Below are 15137 nucleotides of genomic sequence, written 5' to 3' on the forward strand. Positions count from 1 at the left end.
GCCTCCTTGCCCATCGCACATAAGAGACCGCCAACGTCTCGCCAAGCTAGACGAGCCGCCGCCCGGTCCATACGACCCGGCCAACGATCGCCACCAGCGATGGGTCGATGTCCACCCAGTCGGGATAATGAACATTGTCGCTGCGCACACTGAACAGCCCTCTGCGTGGCCCCATCGCGATACGCTTCACCATCAGCACGCCGTCCAGTCGCAGCACATATACCCCATCGCGAAGCCGCATCGCGTCATCATCATGGTCGACCATGATCTCGTCACCATCATTGAGCGTCGGCGCCATCGATTCGCCATCCACCCGGATGATGGATACTCTTTGAGGCTTCACGCCCAGATGGCGCAACCAGTTCGCGTCGAAAGCCATGACACCCGCCGCCCGCTCATCCTCGTCAAGCGAACCGGGTCCGGCCGACGCGCCAAGCGACAGGCGCGGCACAGGCACCACTGCGGGCAGAGGCCGCGATTTCCTTTCCACCGGGGCTTGGCGCCCCGGCCCACCCAGCAGGTCTTCGGCAACGCCAAAATAGCGTGCAAGCACCCGCCGGTCCTCCTCATCCAGTTTGCGGGGCGTGCCGCGCTTAATGAACTGCTGAACATAGGCCGGGTTACGCTTCAGCAGGCGGGACAGGTCGGCATAATTCTCCCCCCTCTCGGCAATCAGCCGTTCCAGCACAACGCGCGGATCTTCTCCATTACCGATCATGATTCATCCATAATGATAGGAATTTTCCTAGACAAGTAGGAAATAGGGGGAGAAATAGGAAAACACTTAGGGATTCGCAGGGGGCGAATCGCATCGAAGAGAGGAGATTGAACCGCATGCTGATTCGCGCCGTAGAGAAGTTCCTGCGGGACAACGGCATTCCGGCGACACGCTTTGGCCGTGAAAGCGTTCGCGATCCCCGTCTGGTGTTCGACCTGCGTCAAGGTCGCGAACCGGGGGAACGGATCAAGAGACGTATAGAACATTTCATGAACACATATCGCAGGAGCGCGGGTCAATGACAAGTCTGGATCATCTCCGCCAAGGCCGGAAACTGGTCGAAAATGAAGGAAGGCGCCTGAGTGGACAGGACCCCCTGCCCCGACTGCTCGCCCAATTGATCGAGCGTGCGGGCGAACCCGTCAGCATCGAACGCGCTATCAGCCGTCCCTGGGCCAGCGCATTGTTCCAGGGGAGGCGGCACGTCATCACGCTGCGGATTAAGGGGCCGGACGCTAAAGATCGGCGAGCCCGGTTCGCCGAAGGGCTGGAGGAAGCCGAATGGACGCTACCCAGGCATTTTGTCGCCGACATCATAATTGATGGCGGCAGGTCGGCTTTGGAAGAGGAGTGGATCGAACTGTCGGCGCTCACCATCGAAGATTGGTGAGCGGCAGTCCTCAGCGCGCCCGATCCGCCATGGCCCGCAATGTGCCAAGCGCCGCGCGCAGCGCCTGATCGACATCATCCTCGACCCGATCCCGCACCGGGACCCGCTGTTCGGTCGGCATGTCAGCGATGACACCGTCGGCGGCGGCAGTCCTGGCGCCACGCACACGATCGGTTAGGCCTTTCTCGAACCGCGCGGTGAGTTCAGCCAGCGAAGGCAGGCTGGGAACTGGCGGGATGTCGTTGGACAGATCGGCGGGGGCGGAATCGGTGGCAATGACGCTCACCGCTTCAAATTCGGCATCGACCGCTGAATGAATGTCCGGGGCCTCTGCTGGCGTCGGCTCACCGGGCAGGATTATGGCCTCCGCTTCCGGTTGAGCCGATTCGAACTGTTCACCCCGCGCAGGGCCAATCCGGGGGAAAATCTCCAGGCCGCCAAAGTCGCGGCTCGCGAAGATGGGCGCACGCGCCGGGGCGTCGGGATGCGCGTCGGCGCGGCGCATCAGCGGGCGCGATATTCTGGAGGCTCCAGAGGTCCGGCCGCGAGACAGCCAGTTCAGCTTCGGCAATGCAAAACCCATATCACTCACTCCTGTAACGCTGCGAGAGCGTCGATCCTTTTTCATCGGCATGGGCGCCGCGTTGAAACTTACGAAGCCCATCGCCATCAGCGCGCCGAAGCCTGCAACAAGCAGGCGCGCTTTCAACCCCAACGGCGGCGCGGCGGCGGGCAAGGCTTCGCTTAGTCCGCTCGACGCGACGATTGTCTCGACCAGTCCCACGGGCATCGCCAACAGGATCAGCGCGACCGCCAGCCCTGCCAGCACGGCCGGGGTCATGGCCCTATGAAGTCGAACCACCGCCATGTTTCCGTTCAGGCGGCAGCGCGAACGCGCGCGATCCGCTGCGCCAGTAACCGCTCATAGACAGGCCCATAACGCAGAATATTTGACGACCAGTTACGCTCGCGTTCGACAAAGGCGCGAGCCGTCGCCCGCCGATCGTCCCAAAACCCACGATCAGCGAACATCTTTGCCAAAGCGGTCGCAATGGCCGCGGGATCGCCGGGCGCGAACAGCGTGCCGGTCACCCCATGTTCGATCAACTCGCGATGACCGCCCACATTGGAGGCAGCTACCAGCCGTCCCTGCGCCATTGCCTCCAGCGGCTTGAGCGGGGTCACAAGATCGGTGAGCCGCATCGCCTTGCGCGGATAGGCGAGGACATCGACCTGCGCATAATAATCCTCGACCTCATCATGAGGGACGCGCCCTACGAAAACGATATGGTCGGCGAAGGGCGAGGCCGTCGCCTGGTCGCGCAGTGCCTGTTCGCGCGGACCGCCGCCTACCAGCAGCAGCTTGACCTTGGGCCGCGCGCGCACCAGCCGGGGCATCGCGGCGATGAGGTCATCCAGACCTTCATAATCGTAGAAGCTGCCGATGAAGCCGACCACATCGGCGCCCTCAAGCCCCAGCCTTGCGGTAAGCGCCGGATCGCGCGGCACCGGTGTTCCGAATTGCTCCATATCCACGCCGTTGGGCGAAACGATGATCTTGGCCGGATCGATCCCGCGCGCAACCAGATCGTCACGCAGCCCTTCGCAGATGACCGCGACGGCATCGGCCGCGCGCACCGCATGGGTTTCCAGTTGCCGGGTCAGCCAATAGCGCGGGCTGCCTTCGGTGCCGGTGCCGTTTCCGACCGCTGCATCCTCCCAGAAGGCGCGGATTTCGTAGATCATCGGAATGTCGTGCCGCTTGGCCGCGCGTTGTGCCGCCATGGCGTTCAACACGGGCGAATGGGCGTGGATGACGTCCGGCCGCCACCGAGCGATCAGCGAATCGATGGCATCCGCATGCGCCGCGATGTCTCGCCATTCGCGCAGCAACGGATTGCCGGTTGTCGGCGTGCCCGGCGTGCGATGAAAATGAAGGCCGTCCACGACCTCTTCTGCTGGGCCTTTGGCGCCGTGACGCAATCCGGTAATTCCCCGCACGTCCCAGCCCTGCGCCATTTGCGCTCGCAGGATGGCACGCGTGCGAAAGGTGTAGCCGCTATGCATCGGCAGGCTGTGATCGAGCACATGGAGTATCCGAGTCATGACGCTTGTTGTGGCGGAAAAGGTTTAACGGCCCGTCAACTCTGCCGCGCTAGGGAAAGGGTGTGGCCATGGAAGAACCCTTCGCGCGATGATTGACGCCCTTTCCCTGCTGATCAGCCATGGCGTGATCATGCTGGCGGCCTGGCGCCTGCTGCCGCGCGCCGATCTGGATGACGAATCGCAGGCGGAGAGATCGCGCGATGCGTGATCTCTTCTTCCTCGCTTTTCTCGGCGCCTTCTTCCTGCTGGGGCTGCGGCGCCCATTCCTGCTGGTCGCTGTCTACGCCTATATCGACATCGTCTCGCCACAGCGGCTGTCCTACTTCCTGCTGAACCGCATCCCGATTTCCGCCATCGCCTTTGCTCTGGCGGTGGGCGCATGGCTGCTGGTGGACAAGAAGACGGACTGCCGCTTTTCCATGCGGCAATTGCTGCTGCTGATCTTGCTGGCCTGGTGCGGCTATACGACCGGGACGGCCGACTTCCCGCTCAACGCCCATACCAAGTGGGAATGGGTGTGGAAGGCGATGATCTTCGCGATCTTCCTGCCGCTGACCCTGCGCACGCGGCTGCGGCTGGAGGCACTGGCGCTGTTCATGGTGCTGTGTGCGAGCACCATCATCATCAATGGCGGTATGAAGACGGCGCTGTCGGGCGGCGGCTATGGCGTCCTCAACCTGATGGTCGATAATAATAGCGGCCTGTACGAAGGCAGCATCATCAGCTGCGTCGCCATCTCGCTGATCCCGCTCATCCTTTGGCTGGCGAAACACGGCACCATCTTTCCGCCGGACTGGCGGGTGCGAACCTTCGCCTATGCGCTGTGCTTCGCCTGCCTGTTGATGCCGATCGGCACCGAAGCGCGCACGGGACTCGTCTGCATCGTCATCCTCGCTGGCATGATGCTGATGCGGTCGAAGCGGCGCTTTGTTTATGGCCCGTTGCTAGCTGTGGCCGCGCTTGCCGCCATCCCTTTCCTGCCCGCCAGCTTCACCCAGCGCATGTCCACCATCGAGAATCACCAGGGCGACGAAAGCGCTTCCACCCGCCTTGCCGTTTGGAAGTGGACACTGGACTATGTGAAGGATCATCCCGGCGGCGGCGGCTTCGACAATTACCTCCAGAACAGCTTCACCTATTTCATGCAGGAACGGGTGACCGACAGCGGCGGGTCGCGCATGGAGCGGCGGCTCGTTACTGACAAGGGCCGCGCCTATCACAGCGCCTATTTCGAAATGCTCGGCGAGCAGGGCTATTTCGGCTTCGCTCTCTGGCTGCTGATCCACTTCATCTGCTTCATCCGCACTGAAGCAATCCGCCGACGTTATCGGGGCCGCGATGGTCCGGGCGAGGCATGGGTCGCGCCCTTCGCGCTGGCGCTTCAGCAGGGCCATGTCATCTACATGATCGGTTCGCTGTTCGTCGGCATCGCTTACCAACCCTTCATCTTCATGATGCTATCGCTGCAAATCGGCCTCGACACCTATCTCACGCGCAAGCAGCGGGAAGGTACGCGAGCCCCGGCCATTCCGTTCCGGCCCTCAAAGCCGATCACAGGGGGAGTATGATGAGCGGAGAACTCCGCATTCTGGGCATCGCCCATGGCTTGTTGCTCGGACTGGTGCTGGCGTCACCCATGATCGGCAGGGAGTTCCTGCCATGGGGCGTGGAAGCGCTGTTCATTATCGCGGCTTTCCAACTGCGCCTTGCCGACCGGCGATGGGAAACCCGCGCGGGCCTGCGCGGCTGGATCAGCCATATTCGCATGGCGCCCGGACGCCTCGTCCCCTGGGCTGCCACGGCGGTGGTGGCGGTCATCGCGGGGCCAGAGCAGGCGGCGCTCGCCGGGTCGATATTGGCAGCGGTGCTGATGGCGGAGCTGCTTCTTTATCCTGCCGGAGCCTATCTGCTTGGCCGCCTGCCCCGTGCCGGGATCGCGCTCCTCATCCTTCTTCTGCTCATCGGCTGCGGCCTTGCGGGCCAGGGTCAGCCCGCCCGGCTCGCCATGGCTTTCGCGCTGGGGGTGAGCGGCTGCATATTCTGGATGCGCGGGCCGGACGGTGAAGCACGGTCCACCATGATCGCCGCAGCCACAGCCTTGGGCTTCTTCGCGATCGCGCTGCTGCTGCCCAATATGGCGATGATCGCCATGCCCGCCGCGATATTGGCGGCGACCCTGACCCTCGCACATCTATCGGTCATCCGCCGCCATCCTGAGCATTGGCGCTTGCGCAGCAGCGGAGCGCTTCGTTGGCGCTTGACCGGCTCACAGCCCGGCCGATCCTGACCCCACGCGTCGAGGCCGGGGAACGCAAGCGCGGTAAGGCGGGTTAATGGCTCTTGAGAAGGAGCCAAATGCCGCAACGCCTCGTCCACGCCAATGACAGCCTGCCGGGAATAGCGCGCCGCCCATTGAAACGGGGATGGGCCTATTTCCTTGCCGATGGCACGCGGATCACCGACCGGGACGAGATCGACAGGCTTAACGCCATCGGCATGCCGCCCGCCTATCGGGATTGCTGGTTCTGCCCGCTACCGCATGGCCATATACAGGCGACCGGCTATGACGACAGGGGCCGCAAGCAATATCGCTATCATCCGGAGTTCCGCGCCGCGCGAGAGGCGGAGAAATACGGCGGCTGCGCCTTGTTCGGCCGCGCGCTGCCCCGCCTGCGCGCGCGCATAGAGGCTGACCTGTCAATCCGCGGCCTGCGCAAGGAAAGGACCCTGGCCGCAGTCGTGCGCCTGCTCGACCTTGCCAAGGTGCGCGTGGGCAACGAACAATATGCCACAGCGAACAAGAGCTTCGGCGCCACGACGCTGCGCCGCCGCCATGTCGACCTTAGCGGGCAGAAGCTGCGGTTGCGCTATCGTGCCAAGTCGGGGCGCGAACATGACCTGACGATCAGCGACCGGCGGCTGCTCCGCTTTGTGCGCGCCATGCAGGACCTGCCGGGGCAGCATCTGTTCCAATATCTGGACGAGGAAGGGATCGCCCGGCCGATCACTTCCGGAGACGTGAACGCCTATATAGCGGAAGCCATGCGGCATGACTTCACCGCCAAGCATTTCCGCACATGGGGCGCATCGGCTGTCGCGTTCGAAACATTAGCATCCGGCCCCGTATCGCTCGCGCAGATGGTCGCGCCGGTGGCTGAAGCGCTGGGCAACACGCCCGCCATCAGCCGTAAAAGCTATATCCACCCAGCGCTGATCGAATTGTGCAAGTCGGGACAGGATGAATGGCGGGCAGGGCTTCGCTTGCCGCGCAGTACGCGCTATCTCACCCGCTACGAACGCGGACTGATCGCCTTTCTGGAAGAATGCGGGGCAAGCTCCTCTCTTCCTCTGGCGGCCTGACCGCTTAGATTTTTCAGGGATCACCATGGCTGCAAAGAATGACCCGGCCTTCACGGTTCGCGCTCCCAACCTTTCGGAAATGTGGCACGCCACGACGAACTGGTTTGCCATTCACTCTTTGCAGATAGTGATCGCCGTCGGGATCGGCGTTGCCATCTATCTCGCCCTCGCCGCGCTGCGGCAATTTGGCAAGCGGTTCAGGGGCAAGCCGGGCAGCACGCTTGGCGTTTCCAACGTCGTTGGCCGTGCCATCGCCCGGACCACCCACTTCTTCATGGCCCTGGTCGCCGCGCGGCTGGTGGTCAGCTACGCCAATCCTCCGCAGATGGTGATGAAGACGGTGGCCTTCCTCTTCACCATCGCCGCCGTTTTCCAGGCGGCCATCTGGGCGCGCGAGATCATCCTGGGCCTCGTTGAACGCAAGACCGTTGGCGAAGACGCTCATGGCGAAACCTTGGCCAACGCCATGGGGTTGATCCGCGTCCTCGTGACCTTCGGCCTGTTCGCCATCGCCTTGGTGGTCGTACTCGACAATCTGGGCGTCAACGTGACGGGTCTGGTCGCGGGCCTTGGCATCGGCGGCATCGCCATCGGCCTCGCGGCGCAGGGCATCTTCTCCGACCTGTTCGCTGCCCTGTCGATCATCTTCGACAAGCCCTTCCGCCGGGGCGAAGTCATCACCTATGACCAGACGACCGCACGGGTCGAACGCATCGGCCTCAAGAGCACACGCCTGCGCGCGATGACGGGCGAGAAGAAGGTCATCTCCAACGCCAACCTCCTGCAAAAGGAGATTACCAGCCTTCAAACGCTGGAGCAGCGTCGGGTGACCTTTGCCATCGGGATCATCTACCAGACGCCAGATGAAAAGGCCGATGCCATCCCTGCCCTGCTTGAGAAGATCGTAACGGACGAAGGCATGCATTTCGTCAATGCCGGGTTGGTGCTCTTTGGCGCGAGCTCGCTGGATTACGAACTCAACTTCGATGTGCCCTACCCCGACACGCATGATTATTTTCAATCGCGCCATCGCATCGGCCTTGCGATTTGGAAGCGGTTCAAGGCGGAAGGCATTGAATTTGCCTATCCCACCCAGACGAGTTTTACCGCAGCGCCGGACGGGCGGACGATCATGCCCTATCCCGATCCCATCCACATCGATCATGGGGGAGCTGCGCGGCTCACCTGAGCGGGTTTTCGATTCGCTTCACCTACCCCTTGCTTGCCTCGGCCCTGTCAGCCGGTCAGGCAGCAGCATCGCTGATTGGGGAATGAAGATGTTGTCACGCACCAAACTCGCTGCCGCCGCACTGATGGGCTCTCTCGCCATCGCTCCTGCGGCGCATGCCGAAGGGCTTGGAGCAGAAGTCAATTACGGCCGGGCGAATGGTCATTGGGGCACCGAAATCGGCGCTGGCTACGCGCTGGACGTGGCGGGTTTCAGCCTGACCCCCGGGGCGGGCGTTTACCTGCGCGATGGTGAGGCCAAGCTGTATGGCCGGGTCGAGGCAACCTACCACCTGCCAGCCTTTGCGACGATCGGCGCTGGCATTCGGTTCAGCGGTGACAACAGCCGACCCTATGCCACTGTCGCGATGCCGATCGTTCCGAAGCTGCGCGTGAAAGGCAATGTCGGCCCCAAATATTATGCCGTGGGCCTAACGCTCGGTTACTGACCCGTGCCCCAAAGCGTGCCCGGCTGCAGCATGCCGTCCCGCAAGGCGAGGGCGCCATCCCTGTCCTTGGCCAGCAGCAGGGCACCGTCCAGGTCTATCCAGTCGGCGCCCTGCGCGACCAACGCCGCAGGGGCAATCCCGAGCGACGTGCCGAGCATGCAACCCACCATGATGCGGAAGCCCCGCTCCCTTGCGGCACGGGCAAGAGCCAGCGCCTCGGTCAATCCGCCCGCCTTGTCCAGCTTGATATTGACCGCGTCAAAGTCCCCCAGTCGATCAAGGTCCGCGCGAGTGTGGCAACTTTCGTCCGCGCAGAGCGGGAGCGGCGCCTTAACGCCCGCCAGCCTGTCCTCACGCCCGTGAAAAACCGGCTGCTCCACCATTTCCACGCCGAGTTCAGCGAGAGCGCCCGCTTCGGCCGCAATGTCGAGATCATGCCAGCTTTCATTGGCATCGACGATCAGCCGCGCACTGGGCGCCCCGACGCGAACCGCCGCGATCCGTTCCCTGTCCCCCTCACCCGTCAGCTTGCATTTCAACAGGGCAAAGCCCCTGCCCGCCGCGGCACGGGCGTCGGCTTCCATCTGGTCGGGGTCATTCAGGCTGATGGTGAAGGCAGTAGGCAGCGGTGCGGGGGGGTGAACGTCGGCCAGTTGCCAAACGGGAATGCCCGCCTGCCTGGCCTCCAAGTCCCACAATGCGCAGTCAAGCGCGTTGCGCGCCGCGCCTCGCGGCATCGCTTCCAGCAGTGCCTCGCGATCCAGCGGCCCCCGATAAGCGTTGAGGGCGGCGGCACAGCCTTCGGCTGTTTCACCTTCGTAATAGATGGGCGTGCCTTCGCCCCTGCCCACATGTACGCCATCGCTCACGGTACAGACCACGACGTCCACAGAGGTTTTGGCGCCCCGGCTGATGATGAAGGCGCCTGCTACCGGCCAGCGTTCGATGGTGGCGGAAATTATACGGGTCATCGACGTTTCCTGAGCGGCAAGTTAGGGACCGGACACAGGCTCTATGCGAGAATCGCGGGCCGCCGCATAGTCCCGCCAGATCTTATATAAGGATGGGTGCATCGTGACTTCCCGCGAATTGACTGGCTTTCTTTCCCTGGCCGAACAGGAGGACGGTGCGACACAACGCCGGATGTCCGATCTGGCATGGCGCATCGGTTTTGGGGCGATCAGTTGGCCGTGGCTGCTCGCCAGCCTTTCGGGTGGGCGCAAAGCCGACAAACGCGCTCTGATGGATGAGTTGAACCTGCCCCATGATGCGCTTCCGCATCTTGGCAGCTGGAAGGCGGATGTCGGTTTCCTGCGCCATATCGTGCGGGAGATTGCGCGCTTGCGGCCTGCGCAGGTCGTGGAACTGGGCGCGGGCGCTTCCACATTGGTTGCGGCCAAGGCCTTGGCGATGCATGGCGGAGGCCGCCTGACCAGCTTTGACCAGCATGGCGGCTTTGTCGATGCTACCCGCAACTGGCTCTGCGATCATGGTCTGCAAGCCGACCTGCGCCATGCGCCGCTGGCATCGGAGAGCGGCGATTGGCCGGGGCGCTGGTATGCGCTGGACGATCTGCCTGAGCGCATCGACCTCCTGATCATCGACGGGCCGCCATGGTCGGTCCATCCACTGGTACGGGGCGCAGCGGACAGCCTGTTTGCACGGCTGTCGCCCAACGCCGTTGTCTTGCTGGATGACGCGGCGCGGCCGGGCGAGCGGATCGTGGCGCGGCGCTGGCGTCAACGCTGGCCGCACATCGACTTTCGCCTGATGCATGACGGCACCAAGGGCACGCTGGTCGGGCGCAGGCGTGACATGTCGATCCCGGTCGCCAACGATAATGAAAGCGGGCGCGGCTGGCAGCATTTGCGCCGGACAGCCGCGATCGCAGCCCTGCTGGCGACTGGCTGGATCGCGAGAGGTGCGTTGGGCGAGTTTCCGCAGGCGGCGCAGGCCAGTCCCTTCCTCGACGAAGCAGCAGCGTCCCACCGTGCTGGCCTGTTGCGGCAAAATATGGCGTCTCAGGTGGAAAGCGCGACCCTCAACAGCGAGGAAATACGCCGTTCAACCGGGATCATCCTGCCATCTTTTCCCCGCAGCTGGCGCGTTACCGACGTTCAGCTCTTTCCGACGCCGGACAGTCCGGCCATAGCCATCTCGATCGTGACACCCGCAGGCGAACAACTCTCCTTCTTTGCGGATAAAGCCGAAACGCCTGCAGAGGGACATCCCCTGATCGCCCGGCGCGCAGCCGATATCATCGCCTATTGGGAAGCTGGCGACATGGCCTACGCGCTGACCGGGCGCACGGCCGCTCGCCGCATCATGACGCTGGCGGCGGAGATTACACCTTCCAGCTGACGCCGCGCCGCTGATCCTCGTTGAGGCTTGCGCCGGGGGCTGCTAAGCGCGCGACCATGCAAGATGCGGAAAAGCCCATGTCGCGCGGCGGCGCGCGTTCGTCCCTTGGCAGCCTCGCCATGTTGTGGCGCTTCGCCACGCGCTATCCCGGACGGATCGCCGCCGCGCTCGCCGCACTCATCGTCTCGTCCGCCGCGACTCTCGCTATTCCCAGTGGCTTCCGCCTTGTCATCGACCGCGGATTCATGGGCGGCGGCGATATCAGTCGTTGGTTTCAGTATCTGGCTTTGATCGTGCTGATCCTTTCCCTGGCGACAGCGGCACGCTTCTACTTTGTGTCCTGGCTTGGGGAACGGGTGGTGGCCGATATCCGATCGGCGACGCAGGCCAATCTGCTGCGCCTGGAACCCCGCTTTTTCGAAGAGAACCGGCCATCTGAAATCGCGTCGCGGATGACGGCGGACACCGCTATCATTGACCAGATCGTCGGCTCGACTGTGTCTGTCGCCCTGCGCAATCTGGTCACCGGGGTTGGTGGCCTCATCTACCTCTTCGCGCTCGCGCCCAAGCTCGCGGGCCTTCTGGTACTTGGCATCCCCATCATTCTGGTCGTGATGATCAGCCTCGGCCGCCGCGTACGGCTTCTCTCCCGCGCCAGTCAGGACAGGCTGGCCGCCGTCGGCAGCGTAACGTCCGAAGTGCTGGGCGCCATGAAGATCGTTCAGGCATTCGGGCAGGAAGCTCGGGAATCCGCGCGGTTCGACACGACAGTGGAAGCAGGATTTGCGACAGCCCGGCGCCGTATCCTCCTCCGCGCGGCGATGACGGCGGTTGTCATCGCTTTGGTCTTTGGATCGATCACTGCGGTGATGTGGCAGGGCGCCCTGGATGTCGCGGCGGGCAGGCTTTCGGGCGGCAGTATCGCGGCGTTTGTTCTCACCGGCGGCCTGGTTGCGGGCGCATTTGGCGCGCTGTCGGAAACCTGGGGCGACCTGCTCCGGGGTGCTGGCGCGGCGAGCCGCTTGCATGAGCTTATGACGGCAAAGCCCGAAATCGTCGCTCCTGCTTTGCCCAAACCGATTCCCCAACTTCCACAAGGCGCGAACCTCCAGTTCGATGGGGTGCATTTCAGCTATCCCACGCGACCGGGCGATGCCGCGCTGCACGGCATCTCGATCGATATTGCGGCGGGTGAAACAGTGGCAGTCGTCGGGCCGTCAGGTGCAGGCAAATCCACGCTGATACAGCTCGCGCTACGCTTCTATGATCCTGAGACCGGGGTTATCCGGCTGAATGGCGTCGATCTGAAGGATGCCGACCCGGCAAGGGTTCGGAATATGATGGCGATGGTTCCGCAAGACAGCGTTATCTTTGCTGCATCGGCGCGGGATAATCTGCGCTTTGGCCGCTGGGACGCGTCGGACGAGGAGATTTGGGGAGCAGCGCGTGCGGCCAATGCAGAGACGTTTCTGCGCGCCCTTCCCGAGGGGCTGGATACATTTTTGGGCGAAGGTGGAGCCCGACTGTCTGGAGGACAAAGGCAGCGCCTTTCGATCGCGCGCGCCCTGCTTCGCGATGCGCCGATCCTGTTGCTGGACGAAGCGACCTCTGCGCTGGACGCGGAATCGGAGCGGCTGGTCCAGGACGCACTGGCGCGCCTGATGCAAGGGCGAACGACAATCGTCATCGCACACCGGCTGGCAACGGTTCGCGCCGCTGACCGGATCATCGTACTCGATAATGGTCGCGTGGTGGAACAGGGCAATCATGCCGCACTGATGACCGAAAAGGGGCTGTACGCGAGGCTGGCAAACCTTCAGTTTCAGGATGCGCCAGCGGCCTGAGGCAGATCGGCCTTCAAAGCTATTTTATCCGCTGATCCTGACGATATGATCAAGGATGGCGGGATGCAGGGGCCGTTCGAACCGGCAACCTGCTTCATGGCCCCGTGTCCAAAGAACTTGAGCGCGTCGTCCTTCGAATCCGGGCAGCATGACCCAGAGGGAATCACCTGCGGCCAGCTTCATGAAGCTCTGCAGGAGGAAGCCATTAACTGACAAGTCGGCAACGCTGCTTTTGAACCAGTTCTCGCTTGGCCGCCTCACTTTGACGGGCACCTGAACATAGCGCCGGCCAGTCTGGCGACCGCGCTTTTGGTTCAGGTCCATGTGCAATTCAGCGCCCATGATCAGATGCATTCCTTTGGGTGGAACTTCTCACATTAGGGTTAAGGAACCGTTGAGGCAGGGACCAAAAAAAGGGCCGCCGAAGCGGCCCTTTAGATAACCAAAAGCTGATTGCGTCACCCCAGCCCGCGCCCGGAAACGGGAAGTCGAACATTCCCGGCCAGACGGCGGCGGCGTAGCCAGCTCTTAGAAGTTTCCATATTGTTCATTGCCCACGAAGCCAAGCTTCGTGACGCCAGCGCGCTTGATCTCGGCCAGAACCTGATCAACGACGACATAGCGGGTCGCAGCATCGGGCTGGAACTGCAATTCGGGTTCAACCGGCAACCGCAGCGACTGCTGCAGATACTGACGCAGGGTCAGAAGGTCGATGGCCGAACCGTTCCAGGTGATGATTCCGCCAGCATCAATCGCAACCTTGTTCTTGACAGGGTCGATGACGCTGTCGGTCGGTGGCGCGTTCTGCGGTAGGTCGATCTTGACCGCGTGGGTCTGGATCGGGATCGTGATGATGAACATGATGAGGAGAACGAGCATGACGTCGATCAACGGCGTCGTGTTCATGTCCATCATCGGCTCGCCATCATCTTTTCCGGCGCTCATTGCCATGGGGCGATACTCCTAAAAACTTAGAGCCGCTGCACCGTCGAACCCGGTTCGGGTTCGGAGATGAAGCCGACCTTCGGGAAACCGGCGCGCTGCATCGTGTAGATGGTGCCACCGATGCACCGATAGGGGGTATTGATGTCCCCACGAATGTGTACTTCGGGCAGATCCTCAGGCGTCATGTTTTCAACGCCACCCGCCTTCTTGATGTCCGCTTCAAGCTTCGCGACCGCGCGGTCGAGCAGTTCGTTTGAAGACACCCTGGTCAGGTTCCAATAGACCGCACAGCTGCCGTCTTTGGCCTGCGTGATCGATAGCGACACATTTTCCGGCTTCGTGGTCGTGGGCTCGAAAGCGACCTTGGGGAGCTGCAGCTGAACCGTCTGGACGACGACCGGAATCGCGATGAGGAAGATGATGAGCAACACCAGCATGACGTCGACGAGCGGCGTCGTGTTGATGTCGGACATCGGCTTGTCTTCACCGCCGTCGGAGCCAACACTCATTGCCATTGATAATTTCCTAACATGCGTGTCGATGGCGCCCCGTTATTCGGGACCCATGGCCGGTGGGGAAGCAGCGGTCGCAGCCGTCCACTAACCCCCACACCGGCTCCTTGACCCAATCAGGCCTTGGTCGGAGCAGCAGCCGTCTTGGCGGCAGGCGCAGCCGGGGCAGTCGCGAACGAAGGCTTAACAGCGCCGTTCGACACCAGGTGAGCCAGCAGATCGACGGTGAAGCCATTCAGCTGTTCGGCGATCGACTTGTTGCGACGCTGCAGGAAGTTGTAGGCAAGCACGGCGGGAACGGCCACGGCCAGACCCAGCGCGGTCATGATCAGAGCTTCACCGACCGGACCGGCAACGGCGTCGATCGAGGCCTGACCGGCAGCGCCGATCTTGATGAGCGCGCGATAGATGCCGATAACCGTACCGAACAGACCGATGAACGGCGAAGTTGCACCGACGGTCGCGAGGAACGCCAGACCACCGCCCAGCTTCGAGTTGATCGAGGCTTCCGAACGGGCAAGCGAACCGTGCAGCCAGTCATGGGCTTCTACAGGATCGGTCAGCTTGGTGTGTTCTTCCTGAGCCTTGATGCCGTCATCGACGATCTGCTTGTAGGCCGAGTTCTTTTCGAGCTTGGCCGAACCTTCCTTGAGGGTCGGGGCGCGCCAGAAGGTTGCACGAACCTTCTTGCCCTGATTGAGGACCTTCTGCTGTTCGATCAGCTTGGTGAAGAGGATGTAGAATGTGCCCACCGACATGGCGCAAAGGATGAGGAACACGGTCCAGGCGATGGTGCCGCCCTGCTGCAGGGCCTCCATCAAGCCGTAAGGGTTCTCCGATTTCGGCGCGGCCGCGGCTGCGAGATACATCAACATTTTCAAGACTTCCCTCTCAAAAGGATCAATAGAAGGGGAAGGCGGCAGCGGCGCCAGCCTTCCCGTTACA

The 15137-nt window shown here is 62.6% G+C and carries 17 protein-coding genes; 9 read left to right on the forward strand and 8 right to left on the reverse strand.

Annotated features, from left to right (window positions below; all coding sequences use genetic code 11):
* Positions 1–46: 46 nt before the first annotated feature.
* Complete coding sequence (locus tag ACYU81_RS05600) at positions 47–718, reverse strand: S24 family peptidase (protein ID WP_460986795.1); 672 nt, start codon at positions 716–718, stop codon at positions 47–49.
* Between the two features lie 116 nt (positions 719–834).
* Here ACYU81_RS05600 and ACYU81_RS05605 point away from each other — a divergent pair, with 116 nt between their 5' ends.
* On the forward strand, positions 835–1020 hold the full coding sequence (locus tag ACYU81_RS05605) for a hypothetical protein (RefSeq protein WP_097092364.1): 186 nt from the start codon (positions 835–837) through the stop codon (positions 1018–1020).
* Complete coding sequence (locus ACYU81_RS05610) at positions 1017–1388, forward strand: hypothetical protein (protein ID WP_449474173.1); 372 nt, start codon at positions 1017–1019, stop codon at positions 1386–1388. Before ACYU81_RS05605 ends, ACYU81_RS05610 begins: the two co-directional genes overlap by 4 nt.
* 10 nt (positions 1389–1398) lie before the next feature.
* On the opposite strand, the gene ACYU81_RS05615 is transcribed toward ACYU81_RS05610, so the two are convergent.
* Together ACYU81_RS05615 and ACYU81_RS05620 are read right to left on the reverse strand one after the other, a co-directional pair.
* Positions 1399–2229 carry a hypothetical protein gene (locus tag ACYU81_RS05615; RefSeq protein ID WP_449474175.1) on the reverse strand — a complete coding sequence of 277 codons (831 nt, stop codon included), beginning with the start codon at positions 2227–2229 and terminating at the stop codon, positions 1399–1401.
* Positions 2230–2264: 35 nt separating this feature from the next.
* On the reverse strand, positions 2265–3494 hold the full coding sequence (locus ACYU81_RS05620; RefSeq protein WP_460986796.1) for a TIGR04063 family PEP-CTERM/XrtA system glycosyltransferase: 1230 nt from the start codon (positions 3492–3494) through the stop codon (positions 2265–2267).
* A gap of 200 nt (positions 3495–3694) precedes the next feature.
* On the opposite strand from ACYU81_RS05620, the gene ACYU81_RS05625 reads away from it, so the two are divergent.
* The 5 genes from ACYU81_RS05625 (at position 3695) to ACYU81_RS05645 (ending at position 8530) form a co-directional block, all read left to right on the forward strand.
* Entirely contained in the window at positions 3695–5062 is a 1368-nt protein-coding gene (locus tag ACYU81_RS05625) for a putative O-glycosylation ligase, exosortase A system-associated (RefSeq protein ID WP_460986797.1), read from the forward strand.
* The gene (locus ACYU81_RS05630) at positions 5062–5781 is read left to right on the forward strand and encodes a hypothetical protein (RefSeq protein ID WP_460986798.1); all 720 of its coding nucleotides are present in this window, start codon (positions 5062–5064) and stop codon (positions 5779–5781) included. Before ACYU81_RS05625 ends, ACYU81_RS05630 begins: the two co-directional genes overlap by 1 nt.
* A 68-nt stretch (positions 5782–5849) precedes the next feature.
* Positions 5850–6854 (forward strand): DNA topoisomerase IB, encoded by a 1005-nt coding sequence (locus ACYU81_RS05635; RefSeq protein ID WP_460986799.1) that lies wholly within the window; start codon positions 5850–5852, stop codon positions 6852–6854.
* A 25-nt stretch (positions 6855–6879) separates the two neighbouring features.
* Positions 6880–8043 carry a mechanosensitive ion channel family protein gene (locus ACYU81_RS05640; RefSeq protein WP_460986800.1) on the forward strand — a complete coding sequence of 388 codons (1164 nt, stop codon included), beginning with the start codon at positions 6880–6882 and terminating at the stop codon, positions 8041–8043.
* Positions 8044–8131: 88 nt separating this feature from the next.
* The gene (locus ACYU81_RS05645) at positions 8132–8530 is read left to right on the forward strand and encodes a hypothetical protein (RefSeq protein WP_460986801.1); all 399 of its coding nucleotides are present in this window, start codon (positions 8132–8134) and stop codon (positions 8528–8530) included.
* On the opposite strand, the gene dgcA is transcribed toward ACYU81_RS05645, so the two are convergent.
* Positions 8524–9501: an N-acetyl-D-Glu racemase DgcA gene (dgcA, locus tag ACYU81_RS05650; protein WP_460986802.1), complete on the reverse strand. Its 978-nt coding sequence runs from the start codon at positions 9499–9501 to the stop codon at positions 8524–8526. The two genes, ACYU81_RS05645 and dgcA, sit on opposite strands and share 7 nt — an antisense overlap.
* 172 nt (positions 9502–9673) lie before the next feature.
* Here dgcA and ACYU81_RS05655 point away from each other — a divergent pair, with 172 nt between their 5' ends.
* Both ACYU81_RS05655 and ACYU81_RS05660 read left to right on the forward strand, forming a co-directional pair.
* Positions 9674–10891: a class I SAM-dependent methyltransferase gene (locus tag ACYU81_RS05655; protein WP_460986803.1), complete on the forward strand. Its 1218-nt coding sequence runs from the start codon at positions 9674–9676 to the stop codon at positions 10889–10891.
* Between the two features lie 56 nt (positions 10892–10947).
* Positions 10948–12735: an ABC transporter transmembrane domain-containing protein gene (locus ACYU81_RS05660; protein ID WP_460986804.1), complete on the forward strand. Its 1788-nt coding sequence runs from the start codon at positions 10948–10950 to the stop codon at positions 12733–12735.
* A gap of 24 nt (positions 12736–12759) precedes the next feature.
* On the opposite strand, the gene ACYU81_RS05665 is transcribed toward ACYU81_RS05660, so the two are convergent.
* The 4 genes from ACYU81_RS05665 to ACYU81_RS05680 form a co-directional block, all read right to left on the reverse strand.
* Positions 12760–13077, reverse strand: coding sequence for a PilZ domain-containing protein (locus ACYU81_RS05665; RefSeq protein ID WP_460986805.1), 318 nt, complete (start codon positions 13075–13077; stop codon positions 12760–12762).
* 186 nt (positions 13078–13263) lie between these two features.
* Positions 13264–13686 (reverse strand): ExbD/TolR family protein, encoded by a 423-nt coding sequence (locus ACYU81_RS05670; protein ID WP_196224597.1) that lies wholly within the window; start codon positions 13684–13686, stop codon positions 13264–13266.
* 20 nt (positions 13687–13706) lie between these two features.
* Entirely contained in the window at positions 13707–14195 is a 489-nt protein-coding gene (locus tag ACYU81_RS05675) for an ExbD/TolR family protein (RefSeq protein WP_449474193.1), read from the reverse strand.
* 113 nt (positions 14196–14308) lie between these two features.
* Positions 14309–15067, reverse strand: a complete 759-nt coding sequence (locus tag ACYU81_RS05680; RefSeq protein ID WP_449474194.1) for a MotA/TolQ/ExbB proton channel family protein — start codon at positions 15065–15067, stop codon at positions 14309–14311.
* Positions 15068–15137: the final 70 nt, after the last annotated feature.

This window comes from Sphingobium sp. TomTYG75 (assembly GCF_054771635.1).

Excerpts from the sequence above, each read along its gene's own strand:
- ACYU81_RS05600 (WP_460986795.1), bottom strand. The coding sequence starts at position 718 with ATGATCGGTAATGGAGAAGATCCGCGCGTTGTGCTGGAACGGCTGATT.
- ACYU81_RS05605 (WP_097092364.1), top strand. The coding sequence starts at position 835 with ATGCTGATTCGCGCCGTAGAGAAGTTCCTGCGGGACAACGGCATTCCG.
- ACYU81_RS05610 (WP_449474173.1), top strand. The coding sequence starts at position 1,017 with ATGACAAGTCTGGATCATCTCCGCCAAGGCCGGAAACTGGTCGAAAAT.
- ACYU81_RS05615 (WP_449474175.1), bottom strand. The coding sequence starts at position 2,229 with ATGACCCCGGCCGTGCTGGCAGGGCTGGCGGTCGCGCTGATCCTGTTG.
- ACYU81_RS05620 (WP_460986796.1), bottom strand. The coding sequence starts at position 3,494 with ATGACTCGGATACTCCATGTGCTCGATCACAGCCTGCCGATGCATAGC.
- ACYU81_RS05625 (WP_460986797.1), top strand. The coding sequence starts at position 3,695 with ATGCGTGATCTCTTCTTCCTCGCTTTTCTCGGCGCCTTCTTCCTGCTG.
- ACYU81_RS05630 (WP_460986798.1), top strand. The coding sequence starts at position 5,062 with ATGAGCGGAGAACTCCGCATTCTGGGCATCGCCCATGGCTTGTTGCTC.
- ACYU81_RS05635 (WP_460986799.1), top strand. The coding sequence starts at position 5,850 with ATGCCGCAACGCCTCGTCCACGCCAATGACAGCCTGCCGGGAATAGCG.
- ACYU81_RS05640 (WP_460986800.1), top strand. The coding sequence starts at position 6,880 with ATGGCTGCAAAGAATGACCCGGCCTTCACGGTTCGCGCTCCCAACCTT.
- ACYU81_RS05645 (WP_460986801.1), top strand. The coding sequence starts at position 8,132 with ATGTTGTCACGCACCAAACTCGCTGCCGCCGCACTGATGGGCTCTCTC.
- dgcA (WP_460986802.1), bottom strand. The coding sequence starts at position 9,501 with ATGACCCGTATAATTTCCGCCACCATCGAACGCTGGCCGGTAGCAGGC.
- ACYU81_RS05655 (WP_460986803.1), top strand. The coding sequence starts at position 9,674 with ATGTCCGATCTGGCATGGCGCATCGGTTTTGGGGCGATCAGTTGGCCG.
- ACYU81_RS05660 (WP_460986804.1), top strand. The coding sequence starts at position 10,948 with ATGCAAGATGCGGAAAAGCCCATGTCGCGCGGCGGCGCGCGTTCGTCC.
- ACYU81_RS05665 (WP_460986805.1), bottom strand. The coding sequence starts at position 13,077 with ATGGGCGCTGAATTGCACATGGACCTGAACCAAAAGCGCGGTCGCCAG.
- ACYU81_RS05670 (WP_196224597.1), bottom strand. The coding sequence starts at position 13,686 with ATGGCAATGAGCGCCGGAAAAGATGATGGCGAGCCGATGATGGACATG.
- ACYU81_RS05675 (WP_449474193.1), bottom strand. The coding sequence starts at position 14,195 with ATGGCAATGAGTGTTGGCTCCGACGGCGGTGAAGACAAGCCGATGTCC.
- ACYU81_RS05680 (WP_449474194.1), bottom strand. The coding sequence starts at position 15,067 with ATGTTGATGTATCTCGCAGCCGCGGCCGCGCCGAAATCGGAGAACCCT.